A 19041-nucleotide genomic window follows, 5' to 3' on the forward strand; every position below is an offset into this window, starting at 1 on the left:
CGGAGGTCACCGCGTGAACCCCAAGCGAGTCCTACCCCTGATGCTCGGCTGGCTGCTGCTTGTCCTGCTGGCGCTGGCGGGTCCTGCCCAGGCGCAGCAAGAGAGCGGCGGCGGAGAACCGCCAGCCTACTCCACCCTGGCCGACCTGCTCGAGAACGAACAGACCCGCCAGGAGCTGATCGACCAGCTGCGCGGCATGGCCGGCGACGTGGCCGAATCGGCCCCCGCCGAGGAAGCCGCCGCCGAGCCCTCGCTGCCGCGACAGCTGGCCCAGGTCACCAGCCGCGTCGCCGGCGACGTCGGCGCCCAGTTCGACGCCATCGCCTCCGCCATCGGCGGCATGTTCGCCAGTGACCTGGAGAGCACCTTCGACATGGCGGCCTTCACCAGCGCCGCCATCAACCTGGGCCTGGTCATCCTGGCGACCTTCGTGGTGTTCGCTGTCGTCCGTCGCCTGGCTCGGCCGCTGTTCACCGGCATCAGCCAGTGGTCGCTCAACGGCAGCGGGCTGACCCCGATCCTGCGCCTGATCATCTGCGTGGCCCTGGCCGCCGTGGTGGACGTCCTGATCGTGGCCTTCGCCTATCTGGGTGGCAACCTGATCGCCACCTTCGCCATCGGCGAGACCGGTGAGCTCTCCACTCGCGCCTCGCTGTTCCTCAACGCCTTCCTGGTGATCGAGCTGCTCAAGGCCGGGGTGCGCATGCTGTTTGCCTCCCGCTACGAGGGGCTGCGCCTGCTGCCCATCGGCTCCGACGAGGCCTCCTACTGGAACCGCTGGATCGCTCGGCTGATCGGCCTGGTGGGCTACGGGCTGATGGTGGTGGTGCCTCTGGTCAACGCCTACGTGTCACCGGCAGTGGGTCAGGGCCTGGGCACCCTGATCATGATCGGCGCCTTCCTCTATGCCGTGGTGGTGGTGCTCAGGAACCGCAAGCGCCTGCGCGACGCCATCAACGCCAAGGCCAGCCAGGCCACCATGGCGGCGAGCCGCGTCACCCTGCAGCTGTTCGCGCGCACCTGGCACCTGTTCGCCCTGGCCTACTTCGTCATGGTCCTGGTCTTGACCCTGACGCGCCCCGCCGATGCCCTGCCCTACGTGCTCTTCGCCACCCTCAAGACCATCGCCGCAGTGGTGGTGGGCCTGCTGGCCTCCAGCTTCCTGACCCAGACCATCGGCCGGCGCATCCGCCTGTCCGATGACCTGCGGCGCAAGCTGCCGCTCCTCGAGCCGCGCCTCAACAGCTACGTGCCCAACGCCCTGCGGGTCATCCGCACGGTGATCGTGGTGCTGGTGGTGATGGTGGTGCTCAACGCCTGGGGCGCCTTCGACCTCGCCGCCTGGTACGCCTCCGAGGCGGGCCGGGGCCTGGTCGGCAAGCTGGTCAGCGTGGCGATGATCCTGGCCATCGCGGTCATGGTATGGCTGGCGCTGGCCAGCCTGATCGAGCACAAGCTCAACCCCGAGACCGGCGGCGGCGTGCCCTCGGCGCGTGCCCAGACCCTGCTCTCGCTGTTCCGCAACGCCCTGGCCATCGCCCTGATCACCATGACGGCGATGATCGTGCTAGCCGAGATCGGCATCAATATCGGGCCGCTGATCGCCGGTGCCGGTGTGCTGGGCCTGGCCATCGGTTTCGGCGCCCAGAAGCTGGTGCAGGACATCATCACCGGCATCTTCATCCAGGTGGAGAACGCCATGAACACCGGCGACGTGGTCACCGTGGGCGGCGTCACCGGTACCGCCGAGAAGCTCAGCATCCGCTCGGTGGGCATCCGCGACCTCTCCGGCACCTACCACGTGGTGCCCTTCTCCAGCGTGGACACCGTCTCCAACTACATGCGCGAGTTCGGCAACCACGTGGGCGAGTACGGCATCGCCTACCGCGAGAATATCGACGAAGCGATCGAGCAGCTCAAGGTGGCCTTCGAGGACCTCAAGGCCAGCGACGAGCATGGCCACAAGCTGCTGGCGCCGCTCGATGTGGCCGGCGTCATCGCCCTGGCCGACAGCTCGGTGAATATTCGGGTGATCATCAAGACCACCCCCGGCGACCAGTGGGCGGTGGGGCGTGCCTACAACCGCCTGGTCAAGCTGCGCTTCGACGAGGCCGGCATCGAGATCCCCTTCCCGCACACCACCCTCTACTTCGGCGAGGACAAGCAGGGGGACTCCCCGGCCGCCAATGTGCGGGTGCTGGAATCTCGCAGCAGGGCCCGGCAGGCCGAACCTGCCTCCGCTGCCGCACACCGCGACGCTCAGGAGATCAGCAACCCGGAGCACGAGAAGCCCAGCGGTGACGACGTGGACGAGCCCGACGAGCCCTGAGCCCGACGACTCGGCCACACCAAACAGCGGGGCCGCCTTCGGGCGGCCTCGCTGTTTTTGTTTCTGCCCCGGATACACGAAGGGGGCGCCGAAGCGCCCCCTGGAGTGGTGTGGGTGAGGTGGAGTGTTGGAAAGAATCAGGCTGCCTTCAGGAAGCCTTCTTCGCCTCCTTGCCCTCTCCAAGCACGTCCTTGTCCTCGCTGGGCTGCGGCAGGGAGGGTAGTGACTTGTCGAGCAGCTCCACGCTCTGGCGGTAGTAGAGCTGGCTCTTCTGGTGCTCGCCCAGGTTGGCGAAGAGCCGCGCCAGCTCGGCACACACCACGCCACTCGGCCGCTGGCGCTGGCTCGCCTCGAAGTACTCCTGAGCCTTGCCCCAGTAGGCGTTGCGCAGCGCCAGGCGACCCAGGGTGAGCAGCAGGTCGGGATCGTTGGGCCGCTCCTGCAGCCACTTCTCGGCGGTGACCAGCTGACGCGAGGCATCCACGTCGAGCAGGCCATAGCGCAGCACCAGGCGGCTATCCCAGCTCTCCTTGAGGGAGTGGCGCAGCAGCCGCTCGGCGATGGGCTCCTGGCCGCCGCGCACCAGCGCCTCGGCGTAGAGCACGATCAGCTCGACGTCGCCACGCAGGTGGTCGGGCATGTCCGCCCACAGGCTGCGCACCGTCTCGATGTCGCTGCCCTCGCGGGCCTCGCGCACGATCAGCTCGCGGTAGGCACGCCGCTCGAGCTGGTCGCGCTCCTCGCGGGAGATCAGCTGCTGGGCGCCCAGGCGCGGCATCAGGCGGCGCAGGCCATCCCAGTCGCTGACGCTGAGGTAGGCCTGCTTGAGCTGCTTGAGCACCTGGGGGTGGTTGGGCAGCTGGCGGTCGAGGCGGGTCAGGATGGCCAGCGCCTCCTCGTACTGCTGACGGTCGAGCATCAGCTGGGCCTGCATCATGCCCACCGCGGTATCGGCGCCCTCGGTGCTTAGATGGGCCCGCTTGAGCAGGGTATCGGCCTGGTCGAAGCGACCCTGGTAGTGAGCCGCCAGCGCCGCTGAGAGGTAGTTGACCAGCGGGGTGCTGGAGTCGTCCGCCGCCTTGACCAGCGACTTCTCGGCCTTCTTCCAGCGCCCCTCGGCCAGCGCCACCAGGCCGCGCACGGTGCGCTTCATGGCAGTGCGGTTGCGCGAGCGGCTGTTCCACACCTTGAAGCGCGACACCGGGCGCGACAGGCGCATCAGCAGGCGCAGCGCGAAGTGCAGCACCAGGAAGGCCGCCAGCAGCAGCACCAGGCCGAACCAGAAGGAGGTCTGGAATGAGGTGTCACCCACCCGCACCAGCCAGTAGCCGGGCACCGACATCATCAGCTGCCCGAACAGCGCACCGATGGCCAGGCCCAGGACGATGATCAGTATCAGCTTTCTCATGCCTCATCTCCCTGGCGCGACTCGAAGCGCCGCTCGATGAAGGTGGCCAGGGCCTGCTGCGAGCCGCTGATGTCGGGCAGCTCGGGACGCACCGCCTCACCCTTCAGCTCACCCAGCCGCGCGAGGACCGACTGCACGCCGCTGTCATCGGTGTCGTAGTAGCCTTCGATCAGGGTGATCGCCTTGTCGAGGCTGGCCTCGTAGAGCTCCTCCTCTTCCTTGAGCAGGGCCAGCTGGGCCTGCTCGATCACCAGGCGCACACTCTGGCGCAGGTAGGACTCCTGCTCCGGCGAGATCAGCGCCTCCAGGGCCTCGTCGTGCTGGCGCACGGTGACCAGGTCCTTGAGCTCCTGACCGAAGCTCGACAGCTGCTGCTGCCAGGAGCCGCTGGGCGCCTCCTGCATGCCGGAGCTGGCGGTGATCTCATCGATATCCTGGGAGAGCGGACGCCCGGCGATCTGCTCCTGCTGGGCGTTGAGCGCCAGCCACAGGCCGGTGCGATCCACTTGCGGCACCGCCTCCAGGGCGGAGAGCTCGCTGGCGATCTCGCGGCGCACCGGTACCAGCGCCGGGTTGTCGGCCTCCTTCAGGCGGGCGTCGGCGGTGCGCAGCAGCGCCGCGGCACCCTGAACATCACGCTCCAGCTGCAGGCGCTGGTTGGCCAGGCGCAAGAGGTAAGCGGCCTCGGCGTGCAGCCAGTCGCGCTCGTCGGTCTCCTGCTCGCTTGCAAGCTCGGCCAGCACCCGGTCGAGGGTCTCGTCGACCTCGCCACGGTAGTCGCTGAAGTCGCTCTCGAGGGAGGCCACGGCCTCCTCGAGAGCCGCCTGGCGCTCGCCCTCGGCCTCCTCGAAGCGTGACTGCAGCTGGTTCAGGTCGCTGGCGGTGGCGGACTGGCTGGTCTGGGACTCCAGTTCGGCGATGCGCGCCTGCTGGGCGTCGAGCTTCTGCCACGCCTGCCAGCCGAACAGGCCGGCGGCGATGGCCAGCAGGACGACCAGCACGATCGCCACCATGCCGGCCTTGCCCCCCTTGCCATCGCCGCCACCACCGGCAGGCGTGCCGGGCTTGCCACCACTCCCGCCCGGCTGCGACTTGCCGGCCTGGGACGGGGCCGCTTCGGCCTTGTCGGCGGCGGGTTTCGATGACGACGCCCGTGTGTCAGTGGCCTTCTGGTCGGCCGGCTTGTCGGCCTCCTGCTTGCCGCCCGAGGACTGGCCGGCCGCCGACGACTCGGCGGATGCCTGGCTCTGAGCGGGCCTGGTGGCCTCGCTCCTGCCGGTGCCGCCGCCCTGGTTGGGCTTGTCATGCCGACGCGAACGACGTCTGCCGGAGGCGTTGCCTCTGCTTGCCTCGTCTCCCGAGGTCGCCGACTGTGCGCCGTCAGACGCCTTCTGTTCTTCCTGCTCGTGTGGTTGCTTGCTCATCTTGTCGCTAGCCCTTTTCGAGATCGTCTTGATCGACATCGGCTTCCTGCGGGTCACAGGCATCGGCCACGGCCGCCGCCAGCGCCGTCGGGGTGGCGCCACGCGCCACCACGGAGTCGCGAAACCCCAGCTTGCCGGCCAGTGTAGCCAACCGGGCGCTGGAAACGATTAGCGGTTGGTTCAAGGCGGCGCCTGAACACCATCTTGCCAGATATTCGAGGATTTCTCCGCTACTGACCACCAGCGCACGGAAGTCGCCCGCCGCGAGGCAGTCGGCCATGGCCGGCTCGGGGGGCTGGAGGGTGCGTCGGTAGACGGCCAGGCGGGTCACCCGGGCACCGCGCTCGGTGAGCGTCTCGGCCAGCAGGGTGCGCCCGCCTTCGCCGGCCACCAGCAGGATCTTCTCGTCGTGAAGTGTGCGCAGGGAGCCCAGGGTCAGCAGGGCCTCGCTGGTATCCTCGCCGGCAGTCGACGGCGGCACATGGACGCGCACCCCGAGCCGCTCATGCAGGACGGCGGCGGTGGCCGCTCCCACGGCGTAGTAGTCGATGCCCAGTGGCAGTTGGGGCCAGTAGCGGTCCAGCGCCTCGGCGAGGCACACCGCGGCGAAGGGGCTCACCACCACCACGCGCCGGAAGTGGTCGAAGTCGAGCCAGGCGGCGCGCTGCTCGGGAGTCTCGGGCAATGCCTCGACGCGCATCGCCTCGAGGCGCGCCACCGGTAGCCCGCGCGCCTCGATGGCCGCGGCGAGCACGGCACCGCGCTCACCGGGACGGGTGATCACCACCGGCGGCTGAATATCCATCAGCCGGCGCCGTAGACCTCGGCGAGAATCTCCCCGGCGCCCATCTCCAGCAGCTCCTCGGCGACGCGAATACCCAGCGCCTCGGGCTCATGGATCGAGCCGCGCCCCTCGGCGCGCAGCACCCTGGCACCATCAGGGGTGCCCACCAGGGCGCGCAGCCACAGGGTCTGGCCATCGTTCTCGAATACCGCATGGCCACCGATGGGCACCTGGCAGCCCCCCTCGAGGCGGGTGTTCATGGCGCGCTCGGCGCGCACCCGGGTGGCGGTATCGGGATCATCCAGCGGCGCCAGCAGGTTGATCAGCTCGGGATCGTGGAGGCGACACTCGATGCCCAGGGCGCCCTGGCCACAGGCCGGCAGGCACACCTCGGGCGGCAGCTCCTGGGCGATGCGTGCGTCCAGCTCCAGGCGACGCAGGCCGGAGGTGGCCAGGATGATGGCATCGAACTCACCGTCATCGAGCTTGCCCAGCCGGGTCTGGACATTGCCGCGCAGGCTGAGGATCTCCAGGTCCGGGCGCGCCTCCTTGACCTGCAGGCCGCGGCGCAGGCTGGAGGTGCCCACCCGAGCCCCCTCGGGCAGCTCATCGAAGCTGGCGTAGTGGTTGGAGACGAAGGCGTCGGTGGCCTCGGCGCCGGCCAGGATCACCGAGAGGCCAAGCCCCTCGGGGAAGTGCATGGGCACATCCTTCATGGAGTGCACGGCGATATCGGCGCGGCCGTCGAGCATCGACTCCTCGAGCTCCTTCACGAAGAGCCCCTTGCCGCCCACCTTGGCCAGCGGGGTATCGAGGATCTTGTCACCGCGGGTGGACATGGCCACCAGCTCCACCTCGAGGCCGGGATGGAGGGCCAGCAGACGATCGCGGACATGTTCGGCCTGCCACATGGCCAGTTGACTCTTGCGCGTGGCGATACGCAGCTTGGTGATGGCTTGCACGAAGTTCTCCCTGTACCGGTTTCCTCGCTGGCGGCGAGCCAGCGCCGACACCCGGTGAAGTTGGCATGCGTGACGCACGGTTACCCTCATCATAAAGCACGCGGCCAAGGAGGAAAAATCCACGCCCCGGGCGGCCAGGCGCCCCTCGCCTGCCTCGGCGACTCTGGTACACTCCTGCCATGTCGCGCCTGCCGCCGCGAGACCGGCGGCCGCGGGGGGCCCTCGCCCCCAGCCAACCGCAACCCGTCATGCAGGATCCCAAGCCGATGACCTCGAACTCTTCCAGCCCCGGCACCAACCAGTCCTGGGGGGGCCGCTTCAGCGAGCCCACCGACGCCTTCGTCGCCCGCTTCACCGCCTCGGAGGCCTTCGACCGCCGCCTGGCCTTCCACGACATCCAGGGCTCCATCGCCCACGCCACCATGCTGGCCCGGGTCGGCGTGCTCGAGGAGGCCGAGCGCGACGCCATCATCGCGGGGCTCGACGAGGTGCGCGGCGAGATCGAGCGCGGCGAGTTCCCGTGGTCCGTGGAGCTCGAGGACGTGCACATGAACATCGAGGCACGCCTGACCGCGAAGATCGGCATCACCGGCAAGAAGCTGCATACCGGTCGCTCGCGCAACGACCAGGTGGCCACCGATATCCGCCTCTTCCTGCGTGACGAGATCGACCAGGTGGCCATGGAGCTGGCCCGCCTGCGCGAAGGGCTGATCGAGCTCGCCGACCGCGAGGCCGACACCATCATGCCGGGCTTCACCCACCTGCAGACCGCCCAGCCGGTGACCTTCGGCCACCATCTGCTGGCCTGGCAGGAGATGCTGGCCCGGGATCACGAGCGGCTTCTCGACTGCCGCAAGCGGGTCAACGTGATGCCGCTGGGCGCCGCCGCGCTGGCCGGCACCACCTACCCCATCGACCGGCATGTCACCGCCGAGCTGCTGGGCTTCGAGCGCCCCGCCGAGAACAGCCTCGACGCGGTCAGCGATCGCGACTTCGCCATCGAGTTCACCGCCTTCGCCAGCCTGCTGCTGATGCACATGTCGCGCATGAGCGAGGAGCTGGTGCTGTGGACCAGCGCCCAGTTCGACTTCATCGACCTGCCCGACCGCTTCTGCACCGGCTCCTCCATCATGCCGCAGAAGAAGAACCCCGACGTGCCCGAGCTGGTGCGCGGCAAGTCCGGCCGGGTCTACGGCCACCTGATGGGCCTGCTGACCCTGATGAAGTCCCAGCCGCTGGCCTACAACAAGGACAACCAGGAGGACAAGGAGCCGCTGTTCGACGCCGTGGACACGGTCAAGGACTGCCTCAAGGCCTTCGCCGACATGATCCCCGCCATCGAGCCGAAGAAGGCCAGCATGGCCGAGGCAGCCCGCCGCGGCTTCTCCACCGCCACCGACCTGGCCGACTACCTGGTGCGCAAGGGGGTGGCCTTCCGTGACGCCCACGAGATCGTCGGCGAGTCAGTGGCCTTCGGCATCCGCGAAGGCAAGGACCTCTCCGAGATGACCCTCGACGAGCTCCGGCAGTTCTCCGACACCATCGAGCAGGACGTCTTCGAGGTGCTGACCCTGGAGGGCTCGGTAGCCGCCCGCAACCATATCGGCGGCACCGCCCCCGACCAGGTGCGCGCCGCCGCCCAGCGGGCCCGCGAGGCCCTCGCTGCCCTGACAGGAGGTGCCTGATGGCCCGACTTGCCGTCCCGGCGCTCGGCCTGGCACTGATCCTGGGGCTCGCCGGCTGTGGCCAGAAGGGGCCGCTCTACCTGCCCGATGACGAGCAGGCCGCCGAGCAGTATGGTCCCCGTGAGGCCGCGCAGAGCGAAGAGGAAAGCCCCGCGGGCGACGACGCCGAGCGCGAGGGCAGCGAACCCCGGGAGGACGAGGAGTAGCCATGGACCACTTCAACTACCGCGACGGCGTGCTCTACGGCGAGGAGGTCCCGCTGACCCGCATCGCCGAGGAGTTCGGCACGCCCTGCTACGTCTACTCCAAGGCCACCCTGGCGCGCCACTTCCGTGCTTACACCGAGGCGCTGGGCAGCCATCCGCACCTGATCTGCTATGCGGTCAAGGCCAACTCCAATCTGGCGGTGCTGGGGCTGCTGGCCCGCCTGGGCGCCGGCTTCGACATCGTCTCGATGGGCGAGCTGGAGCGGGTGCTGGCCGCCGGCGGCGACCCGGCCAGGGTGGTCTTCTCCGGCGTGGCCAAGCAGGAGGCCGAGATGGCCCGGGCGCTGGAGGTGGGCATCAAGTGCTTCAACGTGGAGTCGCGCCCCGAGCTCGAGCGCCTCGACGCCGTGGCCGGGCGGCTCGGCAAGGTCGCCCCGGTGTCGCTGCGGGTCAACCCGGATGTCGACGCCGGCACCCACCCCTATATCTCCACCGGGCTCAAGGACAACAAGTTCGGCATCCCGGTGGACGAGGCGCTGGCGGTCTACGAACTGGCCGCCACGCTTCCCAACGTGCGCATCACCGGCCTGGACTGCCATATCGGCTCCCAGCTCACCGAGCTCTCGCCCTTCCTGGACGCCCTGGACCGCCTGCTGGTGCTGCTCGAGACCCTGCGCGAGCGCGGCATCGAGGTGGAGCACCTGGACCTGGGCGGCGGCCTCGGCGTGCCCTACCGTGACGAGCATCCGCCGGCGCCCTTCGACTACGCCACCGCCCTGCTCGAGCGGCTCTCGAGCTGGCCCGGCAGCGAGCGCCTGACCCTGCTCTTCGAGCCGGGCCGCTCCATCGCCGCCAATGCCGGGGTGCTGCTGACCCGGGTGGAGTTCCTCAAGCCCGGCGAGACCAAGAACTTCGCCATCGTCGACGCCGCCATGAACGACCTGATCCGTCCCGCGCTCTACCAGGCATGGCAGGCGATCCTGCCGGTAGACACGCGCCGTGCGCGGCAGAGCGCCACCTACGACGTGGTGGGCCCGGTCTGCGAGACCGGTGACTTCCTGGGCAAGGAGCGTGAGCTTGCCATCGCCCCCGGCGACCTGCTGGCGGTGCGCTCCGCCGGGGCCTATGGCTTCGTGATGGCCTCCAACTACAACAGCCGCCCGCGCCCCGCCGAGGTGATGGTGGATGGCGACCAGGCCCACCTGGTGCGTCGTCGCGAACGCCTCGAAGAGCTGTGGGCAGGCGAGTCCCTGCTGCCGGAAGAGCCGCTGCCGGAGGGAGCGCGCTGATGCTGCTGCACTTCACCAAGATGCATGGCCTCGGCAACGACTTCATGATGGTCGACCTGGTGACCCAGCGCGCCCACTTCACCGACGCCCAGGTGCGCCGCCTGGCCGACCGTCGCTTCGGTGTCGGCTTCGACCAGCTGCTGGTGGTCGAGCCGCCCCGGGACCCGGACATGGACTTCCGCTATCGCATCTACAACGCCGACGGCAGCGAGGTGGAGAACTGCGGCAATGGCGCGCGCTGCTTCGCCCGCTTCGTGCGCGACCAGCGCCTGACCCACAAGCGCGAGATCCACGTGGAGACCGCCGGCGGCCCGCTGGTGCTGAAGGTGGAGGACGACGGCCGTATCCGGGTCGACATGGGCGAGCCGCGCTTCGCCCCCGAGGCCCTGCCCTTCACCCCCGAGCCCTTCGAGGCGACCGAGGACCGCGTACTGCACGCCCTGGACGTCGACGGCGAGCGCCTCGAGGTGGGTGTGGTCTCCATGGGCAACCCCCATGCGGTGCTGCGGGTCGACGACGTCGACACGGCTCCCGTCGAGCGTCTGGGGCCGGCCATCGAGGCCCACCCGCGCTTCCCGAGACGCGTCAACGCCGGCTTCATGCAGGTCGTGTCGGCGCACGAGATCCGCCTGCGTGTCTACGAGCGGGGCAGCGGCGAAACCCTGGCCTGCGGCACCGGCGCCTGCGCCGCGGTGGCCAGCGGCATCCGCCAGGGAGTGCTGGAGAGCCCGGTCAACGTGCATCTGCCGGGGGGCGAGCTGACCATCGAGTGGGCCGGCCCCGGCCACCCCCTGTTCATGACCGGCCCCGCCGAGCGCGTCTTCGATGGCCGCCTGGTGCTTTACTGAGAGAGCTAACCCGATTTCGCGACCCCGCGAGGAGATGGCATGTCACGAGCCGCCCCAGAACCGCGCAAGACCCTCGACCCGGACCGGGTCGCCGAATGGCTGGCCACCCATCCCGACTTCTTCGTCGGCCGCGAAGGCCTGCTGCAGCAGCTCAAGGTGCCCCACCCCGAGGCGCGCGGCGCCACCTCGCTGCTCGAGCGCCTGGTCCACGACCTGAGAACACGCGCCGAGCAGGCCGAGTGGCGCCTGGAGCAGCTGCTGGAGTCGGCGCGCCACAACGAGGCCCAGTACCGGCGCACCCGCGAGCTGGTGCTGGCGCTGGTGGAGGCCCAGGACCGCGACGCCCTGGGGCAGGCGCTGGCCACCCACCTCGCCGAGCACTTCGCCACGCCCGCGGTGGCGCTGTGGTGCCCGTCCAGCCTCTCCGATGCCGAGCCGCACCCGCCCCAGGCCCCGCGCCAGGTGCTCGACGAGCATGCCGGGTCACGCCTGGCGGCGCTGCTCGACGGCCGCACCAGCCGCTGTACCCGACTGACACCTACCGACTGGAAGCGCCTGCTGCCCCACACCAGCGCACCGCGTCGCTCGGGCTCCTGCGCCATCACCCGGCTGAGCCTGGGCGAGCCGCTGGGGTACCTGGTGCTGGCCAGCCCCGATCCCGATCACTTCCGGGCCAGCATGGACACCCTGTTCACCGAATATGTGGGCGACGTGGTGGCACGGCTGCTGATACGCCTCGGCCCCGAGCATGCCTAGCCCCGGACCGCTCGCCGCCGAGGTGGAGGCCTTCCTGGCCAGGCTCGCGCGCACCGCCAGTCTCGCCACCCTGGACGCCTACCGGCGCGACCTGACCCGCCTGCTCGACTTCCTGGAGGAGCAGGAGGTGACGGCATGGCGCCAGCTGGATGCCGGCCTGATGCGCCGCTTCCTGGGCGGCGAGCGGGCCCGGGGCCTGGCGCCACGCAGCCTGGCCCGGCGTCGCTCGGCCTGCTCGCGCCTGGCCGACCACCTGCTCGCCGCGGGCCACCTCGACCACAACCCGGTGGCACTGGTGCGCAGCCCGCGTCAGCCCCGCCACCTGCCACGCCCGGTGGACGTGGATCGCCTGGCGAACTTCCTGGATACGCCCCACGACGGCTCCCCCCTGGCGGTGCGCGACCAGGCGATGCTCGAACTCTTCTACTCCAGCGGCCTGCGCCTGGCGGAGCTGGCGGGGCTCGACCTCGACGACCTGCGCGACGAGCGGGTACGGGTGCTGGGCAAGGGCGGCAAGCCGCGCCAGGTTCCGGTGGGATCGCGTGCCCGCCAGGCGCTGCAGGCCTGGACCGGTGTGCGCGCGGCCATGGCCGCCCCCGGCGAGACCGCCCTGTTCGTGGGCAAGCGCGGTACCCGGCTGGGTCATCGCGCCATCCAGCAGCGCCTGGCGCTGATCGCCCGGCGCCGCGGGCTCGACGAACACCTCCACCCCCACCGCCTGCGCCACTCCTTCGCCAGTCACCTGCTGGAGTCGAGCCAGGACCTGCGCGCCGTCCAGGAGCTGCTGGGCCACGCCAACCTCTCCACCACCCAGGTCTATACCCACCTCGACTGGCAGCACCTGGCGGCCAGCTACGATGCCGCCCACCCCCGGGCGCGGCGTCGACACAACGACGAGACCCCGACATGAGCCTCGAGGCGATCACCTTCGACCTGGACGACACCCTGTGGGACAACGGCGGCGTGATGACGCGCACCGAGCAGGGCCACTACGCCTGGCTCGACGCGGCGCTGGCCGAGCAGGCGGCCGAGGCCTCCAGCGGCCGCTTCGCCGCGCGCTTCCCGCTGGAGGCCTTCGTGGCGCGCCGCCAGGCCCTGGCCACCGCCCATCCGCCACGCCGCGGCGACTTCACCTGGCTGCGCCGACGGGCGCTGGCCGAGCTGCTGGGGGAGTACGGGCTGACGAATGAACACGCCGAACACTGGGCGGACCGGGCCATGGAGCGCTTCATGGCGCTCAGGCACGAGGTGGAACCGCACCCTGAGGTGGAGACGCTGCTCGAGGCGCTGGGACGACGTTACCGGCTGGCCAGCATCACCAACGGCAACGTCGAGGTCACGCGCCTGCCGCTGGGCCGCCACTTCCCGGTGGCCGTCGCCGCCGGTGAGCTGCTCGCCCCCAAGCCCGACCCGCGCCCCTTCCTGCTGGCGATGTCACGCCTGGGCGTACACCCCGCGCGAGCACTCCACGTGGGCGACTCCTGGGAGGAGGATGCCCTGCCCGCCCGTCGCCTGGGCATGCGCGCGGCGTGGATCGGCCCCGACGACCGCCCGATGCCCCAGGGCATCCACCGCCTGGCCCATGTGCGCGAGCTGCCGGAGCTGATTCGCTGGCTGGAAGCACGGAGCTGACCCCCGGCAAGGAGCGCCGTGGACCCCGGCAAGGAGCGCCGTGGACAAGCCGAAGAAGGCCGTCCACGGGAAAGCTCCGACCGAAAGTTACGCTTCTGTGGGCCCCAGCAGCCAGGCATCCAGGCGCGCCTCGAGCTCCTCGATACCCTGCCCCTTGAGTGACGAGAAGAGCTGGATACTCACCAGGTCCTCCCACTCGCGCAGCCGCGAACGCACCTGCTGCAGGGCGCTCGCCGCGGGGCCGCGCTTGAGCTTGTCGGCCTTGGTCAACAGGATATGCACCGGCATCTCCTGGGCATCGGCCCAGCCGAGCATGGTCTGGTCGAACTCGGACAGCGGGTGGCGCACATCCATCACCAGCACCAGGCCCTTGAGCGAGGCGCGGCGCTGAAGGTAGTCGGAGAGGTGGCGCTGCCACTCCAGCTTGACCGACTCGGGCACCTTGGCGTATCCATAGCCGGGCAGGTCCACCAGGCGCCGGTCGAGGTTGTCACCCAGCGAGAAGAAGTTGATCAGCTGAGTCCGCCCAGGCGTCTTGGAGATCCGCGCCAGCGCATTCTGCCGGGTCAAGGTATTGATTGCGCTTGATTTTCCCGCATTCGAGCGGCCGGCGAAGGCCACCTCGGCACCGTCGTCCGCCGGGCACTTGGCCAGGGTCGGAGCGCTGATAAGGAAGCGGGCGGTCTGGTAGTTGAGACGAGAGTTGAGTCGCGCCATGGGCAAGAATTCCTGACATTGATCAAGGGCCTGGCGGCTTGCATTCCCGCCGGCGGGGTGATTCGGTATAATACAGTGTCTTTTGTCTGCGACCCGGGGCACGCTAGTGTACCACCGCGCCCACGACGTCCGCGATTGGCCCGCTCGATAACCCATAGGCTGGCCGGCGTCGCGATCCGGGCGACACCCAGGGTACGTACCGGTCAACAACGTAACGGCATAGTGGATTAGCGATGAGAAAGTTACTGGCAAGCCTGGCAATCACCATGGGCGCCGTCGGCGCCGCCCACGCAGACCTCGAGGCCGATGCCGATGCGGCAGCCGGTCGCGACAAGGCCGCCGCCTGTGCGGCATGTCACGGCCAGGAGGGCATCAGTCCCACCGGCGCCTTCCCCAACCTGGCGGGTCAGCAGGCCTCCTACCTGGCCAAGCAGATCATGGACATCCGCGACGGCAATCGCGTGGTGCCGCAGATGGCCGGCCAGGTCGACAACTTCTCCGACCAGGACGCCTGGGACGTAGCCAAGTTCTATGCCGACAAGGACGCGGCCCTGGGCCAGGCCGACCCGGACGAGGCGCTGGTCGCCCGCGGCCGCGAACTGTATCGCGCCGGCGACATGGCCAAGGGCATCCCGGCCTGCGCCGCCTGCCACACCCCCACCGGCCAGGGCATCGGCACCGCCGTCTACCCGGCGCTCTCCGGCCAGCATCCCGAGTACACCCTGGCCACCCTACAGGCCTTCGCCTCCGGCGAGCGGGCCAATGATCCGGCCAACATCATGCGCGACATCGCCAGCAAGATGAGCGATGCCGACATGGAGGCCGTGGCCAACTACGTGCTGGGCCTGCACTGAGACCGTCTCGGTCAGCGCATCTGCACACAGTCGGGGCGGCCTTCGGGCCGCCCCTGGCATATTTGCCGTAGCGTGCGTGGGGAACCCGAGCCCGACGACGCGCTCAAAGGCAGCGACACCCGGCCCGCCGGGACGCGATTCATCCCAAGGAGAGAGATGCCCATGTTGAAACCCCTGATGCTCGTGCTCGCCGGCCTCGCCCTGCCGGGCCTGGCCTCGGCCCAGAACCTGGTCGAGGGTGAGCACTACGAGGTGCTGCCCGAGCCGGTGGAGACCCGCGTGGACGAGGGCCAGATCGAGGTCACCGAGGCCTTCTGGTACGGCTGCCCCCACTGCGACAACCTCGAGGAGCCGCTCAACGCCTGGGTCGCCGAGCTTCCCGACGACGTCAGCTTCCAGCGTATGCCGGCCACCATGGGCGGCGACTGGAACCAGCACGCCCTGGCCTTCTACGCCGCCGAGGAGCTGGGCATCCTCGACGCCATCCATGACGACTTCTTCCACGCCATTCACGAGGAGGGCCGCAGCCTGACCGGGAATGCCGAGATCGCCGAGTTCTTCAGCGACTACGGCGTGAGCGAGGAGGAGGCACAGCAGGCGCTGGGCTCCTTCGCGGTGAAGAGCCAGGTCAACCAGGCCAATTCCCGCATGCGCAAGATGCGCCTGATGGGCGTCCCGGCACTGATCGTCGACGGCCGCTACCTGGTCAGCCCGAGCAGCGCCGGCAGCCTGGCCAACATGCCACAGATCGCCGAGGCCCTGGTCGGGAAGGTCCGCGAGGAGCGTGAAGACTGAGATGTCTCACCTGGCCGAGGCAAGGATGCCGCCCCTTGAGGGCGGCCACCTCAAGCTGCTCACCTTCAACCTGCAGGTGGGCATCCAGACCTCGGCCTATCATCACTACCTGACCCGCAGCTGGCAGCACCTGCTGCCTCATCCCCGGCGACAGCACCGCCTGGACATGGTTAGCGAGGTGCTGGGGCGCTTCGACATCGTCGGTCTTCAGGAGGCCGACGGTGGCAGTTTCCGCTCCAGCCACGTCAACCAGGTGGAGTACCTCGCCACCCATGGCGGCTTCCCCCATCACTTCCAGCAGCTCAATCGCAATCTGGGCCGCATCGCCCAGCACAGCAACGGCCTGCTGTCACGACTCCCTCCCGCCCGCATCGAGGAGCACCAGCTCCCCGGCACGCTACCCGGACGCGGCGCCATCCACGCCCGCTTCGGCGAGGGCCCCGACGCGCTACACCTGTTCGTCGCCCACCTGGCGCTGAGCCACCGAGGCCGGGTACGCCAGCTCGACTACCTCTCCGAGATCATCCAGCCGTTGCGCCATGTGGTGGTGATGGGCGACCTCAACTGTACCCCCGAGCAGCTCCACGGCCACCAGCGCTTCAGCGCCGCGCTGCCGCTGCACCCGGTACGGCCGCCACTCAGCTATCCCTCCTGGCAGCCACGCCGTGCCCTGGACCATATCCTTCTCTCCAATTCCCTGGAGGCCGACGAGGTCCGCGTGCTCGACCACCTGTTCTCCGACCACCTGCCGATTGCCGTGGATATTCGCCTGCCGGCGGCTTGCCTGAAGGCCCTCACCCCACGCCTCAAGGACCACCAGGACTGACCGCGTTGGCCGCGGATAGGTGACGCTGGCCGGGGAATCGGCGAAGATGCGCCTCCGGATCAACTGGCAGCGGAGGAGACATGCCCCACCCTCGCCACCTGGGCCTGCTGAGGGGCCTCGACGCCGTGACCGACCTTGTCGGCCGCGCCACCGCCTGGCTGGTACTCGCCATGATGGCGGTGCAGTTCGCCATCGTGGTGATGCGCTACATCTTCGGCGTCCACAGCATCGCCCTGCAGGAGTCGGTGATGTACATGCACGCCATGGTATTCATGCTCGGGGCCGCCTGGACCCTGCGCCATGACGCCCATGTGCGCGTCGATATCTTCTATCGCAAGCGCTCGCCTCGGGGTCGCGCCGCCACCGACCTGTTCGGCACCCTCTTCCTGCTGCTTCCGGTGACCCTGTATATCCTGCTCGGCAGCTTCGGCTATGTCGGCAGCAGCTGGGCCATCCTCGAGCGCTCCCCGGATGGGGGCATCCCCGCGGTGTTCCTGCTCAAGAGCCTGATCCTGGTGATGGCGGCCCTGCTGCTGCTGCAGGGCATCGCCCAGCTGATCCGCCAGACGCTGATCCTCAAGGGTCGCCTCTCCTCCGATACGCCGACCCACGAGGAGAAGCTGTAATGCTCGCAACGCTGCTCGAACTGATGCCCCTGGTGCTGTTTGCCACCATCTGCGGCGTGCTGATGCTGGGTTATCCGGTGGCACTGTCGCTGGCGGGCACCGCCCTGATCTTCGCCGGTCTGGGCTTCGCGCTTACCCACCTGGGGGTTCCCGTCCCCTTCGAGGCGGGCTACCTCAGCGCCATGCCCAACCGCCTCTACGGCATCATGACCAACCAGACCCTGCTGGCGGTGCCGCTGTTCGTGCTGATGGGGGTGCTGCTGGAGAAGTCGCGGGTCGCCGAGACCCTGCTCGACGCCATGGCCCTGGCCTTCGGCTCGCTGCGCGGCGGGCTGGGCATCGCCGTGGTGATGGTCGGCATGCTGCTCGCGGCCTCCACCGGCATCGTCGGCGCCACCGTGGTGACCATGGGTCTGCTGTCGCTGCCCACCATGCTCAAACGCGGCTACTCCGCCTCGCTGGCCACCGGCACCATCTGCGCCACTGGTACCCTGGGCCAGATCATCCCGCCCTCCATCGCCCTGGTACTGCTCGGCGACGTGCTCTCCAACGCCTACCAGCAGGCCCAGCTGGCGATGGGCGTATGGAGCCCCAGGACCCTCTCGGTGGGCGACCTCTTCATCGGTGCGCTCGTCCCGGGCGTGCTGCTGGTGGCCGCCTATATCGTCTACGTGATCCTGACTGCCTGGCTGCGCCCCAGCGTGGCCCCGCCGGTGGACCGACAGGCACTGATGGAGGAGCTCGGCCACAGCGGCAGCCTCTGGCCACTGCTGCTCAAGGGGCTGCTGCCGCCGGTGCTGCTGATCGTGGCCGTGCTGGGCTCGATCCTCGGCGGCTTCGCCACGCCTACCGAGGCCTCGGCGGTGGGCGCCGCCGGCGCCTTCCTGCTGGCCCTGACCAATCGCCGTCTGAACCTTCGCATGCTGCGCGAGGTGGTCCACTCCACCGCCCAGGTCACCAGCATGGTGTTCCTGATCCTGATCGGCGCCGCGCTCTTCTCGCTGGTGTTCCGCGCCTTCGGTGGCGAGGAGCTGGTCATCGAACTGTTCGAGGCGCTGCCCGGCGGCGTGGTGGGCGTCACCCTGGTGGTGATGCTGGTGATCTTCCTGCTCGGCTTCATCCTCGACTTCATCGAGATCACCTTCGTGGTGGTGCCCATCGTCGGGCCGGTGCTGCTGGCCATGGGGCTCGACCCCATCTGGCTGGGGATCATGATCGCTGTGAACCTGCAGACCTCGTTCCTGACACCGCCCTTCGGCTTCGCGCTCTTCTACCTGCGTGGGGTGACGCCAGAATCGGTACCCACCTCGGCGATCTACCGCGGGGTGCTGCCCTTCATCCTGATCCAGCTCGGCATGCTGGGGGCGCTGGCGCTGTTCCCGGGACTGGCCACCTGGCTGCCCGGGGTGCTCTAGCCACGCGCGGCGAGCTACTGGCAGAGCGGCGCCAGCCACGCCTCGGCGAGCCACAGCACCAGCGCATAGCGCGCCGCCTTGGCCACGCCGATCAGCAGGATGGCCCGCCACCACGGAAGCCGGAAGAGGCCGGCCAGCACGGTGAGCGGGTCGCCCACCACCGGCACCCAGGAGGCCAGCAGGCTCCACTCGCCGAAGCGGAGGTACCAGCGCTCGGCCCGCGCCAGGCTCGCCGGCGAGGCGGGAAACCAGCGACGCCCCTGGAAATGGCGCGCATAGCGGCCCAGGGCCACGTTGACCAGGCTGCCCAGGGTGTTGCCGGCGGTGGCCACCGCCCACAGGGCGAGGGCGGGCTGCTCCAGGCACCACAGCCGTGCCAGCCATGCCTCGGAGCCACCGGGCAGCAGGGTGGCACTGGCCAGGGCCACCAGGAAGAGGCTCAGCATGGCCTACCCCCCACTCCTTGCAGTAGGCTGGAAACCTTC

General features: G+C 69.3%; 18 protein-coding genes and 1 pseudogene. 13 read left to right on the top strand and 6 right to left on the bottom strand.

Annotation, left to right across the window (positions count from 1 at the left end; genetic code table 11):
* Nucleotides 1–13: 13 nt before the first annotated feature.
* Nucleotides 14–2329: a mechanosensitive channel protein gene (gene ybiO / locus GRB96_RS08940; protein ID WP_161431818.1), complete on the top strand. Its 2316-nt coding sequence runs from the start codon at nt 14–16 to the stop codon at nt 2327–2329.
* Nucleotides 2330–2477: 148 nt separating this feature from the next.
* Here the strand turns inward: ybiO and GRB96_RS08945 are convergent, their stop codons facing one another.
* Genes GRB96_RS08945 through hemC form a run of 4 tightly spaced genes read right to left on the bottom strand, consistent with a single transcriptional unit; the run spans nt 2478 to nt 6907 of the window.
* Nucleotides 2478–3737 (bottom strand): heme biosynthesis HemY N-terminal domain-containing protein, encoded by a 1260-nt coding sequence (locus GRB96_RS08945; protein WP_161431819.1) that lies wholly within the window; start codon nt 3735–3737, stop codon nt 2478–2480.
* Nucleotides 3734–5161 carry a uroporphyrinogen-III C-methyltransferase gene (locus GRB96_RS08950; protein WP_161431820.1) on the bottom strand — a complete coding sequence of 476 codons (1428 nt, stop codon included), beginning with the start codon at nt 5159–5161 and terminating at the stop codon, nt 3734–3736. Before GRB96_RS08950 ends, GRB96_RS08945 begins: the two co-directional genes overlap by 4 nt.
* A 7-nt stretch (nt 5162–5168) precedes the next feature.
* Nucleotides 5169–5966 (bottom strand): uroporphyrinogen-III synthase, encoded by a 798-nt coding sequence (locus tag GRB96_RS08955; RefSeq protein WP_205743513.1) that lies wholly within the window; start codon nt 5964–5966, stop codon nt 5169–5171.
* On the bottom strand, nt 5966–6907 hold the full coding sequence (hemC, locus tag GRB96_RS08960) for a hydroxymethylbilane synthase (RefSeq protein ID WP_161431821.1): 942 nt from the start codon (nt 6905–6907) through the stop codon (nt 5966–5968). The genes GRB96_RS08955 and hemC overlap by 1 nt, the downstream gene beginning before the upstream one ends.
* A 266-nt stretch (nt 6908–7173) precedes the next feature.
* Between hemC and argH the strand changes: the two genes are divergently transcribed.
* The 7 genes and pseudogenes from argH (at nt 7174) to GRB96_RS08995 (ending at nt 13323) form a co-directional block, all read left to right on the top strand.
* Nucleotides 7174–8592, top strand: coding sequence for an argininosuccinate lyase (gene argH / locus GRB96_RS08965; RefSeq protein WP_161431822.1), 1419 nt, complete (start codon nt 7174–7176; stop codon nt 8590–8592).
* Nucleotides 8592–8708, top strand: a pseudogene (lptM, locus tag GRB96_RS15835) (LPS translocon maturation chaperone LptM); the annotation flags it as partial. The gene argH and the pseudogene lptM, both read left to right, overlap by 1 nt.
* Before the next feature lie 92 nt (nt 8709–8800).
* Complete coding sequence (gene lysA / locus GRB96_RS08975; RefSeq protein ID WP_161431824.1) at nt 8801–10087, top strand: diaminopimelate decarboxylase; 1287 nt, start codon at nt 8801–8803, stop codon at nt 10085–10087.
* Nucleotides 10087–10935, top strand: coding sequence for a diaminopimelate epimerase (gene dapF / locus GRB96_RS08980; protein ID WP_161431825.1), 849 nt, complete (start codon nt 10087–10089; stop codon nt 10933–10935). The genes lysA and dapF overlap by 1 nt, the downstream gene beginning before the upstream one ends.
* A 39-nt stretch (nt 10936–10974) precedes the next feature.
* A complete protein-coding gene (locus tag GRB96_RS08985; RefSeq protein ID WP_161431826.1) occupies nt 10975–11691 on the top strand; it encodes a DUF484 family protein in 717 nt (238 codons plus the stop codon).
* A complete protein-coding gene (locus GRB96_RS08990; RefSeq protein WP_161431827.1) occupies nt 11684–12601 on the top strand; it encodes a tyrosine recombinase XerC in 918 nt (305 codons plus the stop codon). The genes GRB96_RS08985 and GRB96_RS08990 overlap by 8 nt, the downstream gene beginning before the upstream one ends.
* On the top strand, nt 12598–13323 hold the full coding sequence (locus GRB96_RS08995) for an HAD family hydrolase (RefSeq protein WP_161431828.1): 726 nt from the start codon (nt 12598–12600) through the stop codon (nt 13321–13323). The genes GRB96_RS08990 and GRB96_RS08995 overlap by 4 nt, the downstream gene beginning before the upstream one ends.
* An 87-nt stretch (nt 13324–13410) precedes the next feature.
* On the opposite strand, the gene yihA is transcribed toward GRB96_RS08995, so the two are convergent.
* A complete protein-coding gene (yihA, locus tag GRB96_RS09000) occupies nt 13411–14040 on the bottom strand; it encodes a ribosome biogenesis GTP-binding protein YihA/YsxC (RefSeq protein WP_161431829.1) in 630 nt (209 codons plus the stop codon).
* A 233-nt stretch (nt 14041–14273) separates the two neighbouring features.
* Here yihA and GRB96_RS09005 point away from each other — a divergent pair, with 233 nt between their 5' ends.
* The 5 genes from GRB96_RS09005 (at nt 14274) to GRB96_RS09025 (ending at nt 18556) form a co-directional block, all read left to right on the top strand.
* On the top strand, nt 14274–14894 hold the full coding sequence (locus GRB96_RS09005) for a c-type cytochrome (RefSeq protein ID WP_161431830.1): 621 nt from the start codon (nt 14274–14276) through the stop codon (nt 14892–14894).
* A 162-nt stretch (nt 14895–15056) separates the two neighbouring features.
* Nucleotides 15057–15689 (top strand): thiol:disulfide interchange protein DsbA/DsbL, encoded by a 633-nt coding sequence (locus GRB96_RS09010; RefSeq protein ID WP_161431831.1) that lies wholly within the window; start codon nt 15057–15059, stop codon nt 15687–15689.
* A gap of 1 nt (nt 15690) precedes the next feature.
* Nucleotides 15691–16515: an endonuclease/exonuclease/phosphatase family protein gene (locus tag GRB96_RS09015; RefSeq protein WP_161431832.1), complete on the top strand. Its 825-nt coding sequence runs from the start codon at nt 15691–15693 to the stop codon at nt 16513–16515.
* A gap of 80 nt (nt 16516–16595) precedes the next feature.
* Nucleotides 16596–17141 carry a TRAP transporter small permease subunit gene (locus GRB96_RS09020; RefSeq protein ID WP_161431833.1) on the top strand — a complete coding sequence of 182 codons (546 nt, stop codon included), beginning with the start codon at nt 16596–16598 and terminating at the stop codon, nt 17139–17141.
* Entirely contained in the window at nt 17141–18556 is a 1416-nt protein-coding gene (locus tag GRB96_RS09025; RefSeq protein WP_161431834.1) for a TRAP transporter large permease, read from the top strand. The genes GRB96_RS09020 and GRB96_RS09025 overlap by 1 nt, the downstream gene beginning before the upstream one ends.
* 14 nt (nt 18557–18570) lie before the next feature.
* On the opposite strand, the gene GRB96_RS09030 is transcribed toward GRB96_RS09025, so the two are convergent.
* Nucleotides 18571–19002: a YqaA family protein gene (locus GRB96_RS09030; protein ID WP_161431835.1), complete on the bottom strand. Its 432-nt coding sequence runs from the start codon at nt 19000–19002 to the stop codon at nt 18571–18573.
* Nucleotides 19003–19041: the final 39 nt, after the last annotated feature.

Origin of the sequence: Halomonas alimentaria (assembly GCF_009902005.1) — a bacterium.
Classification (GTDB): domain Bacteria; phylum Pseudomonadota; class Gammaproteobacteria; order Pseudomonadales; family Halomonadaceae; genus Halomonas; species Halomonas alimentaria.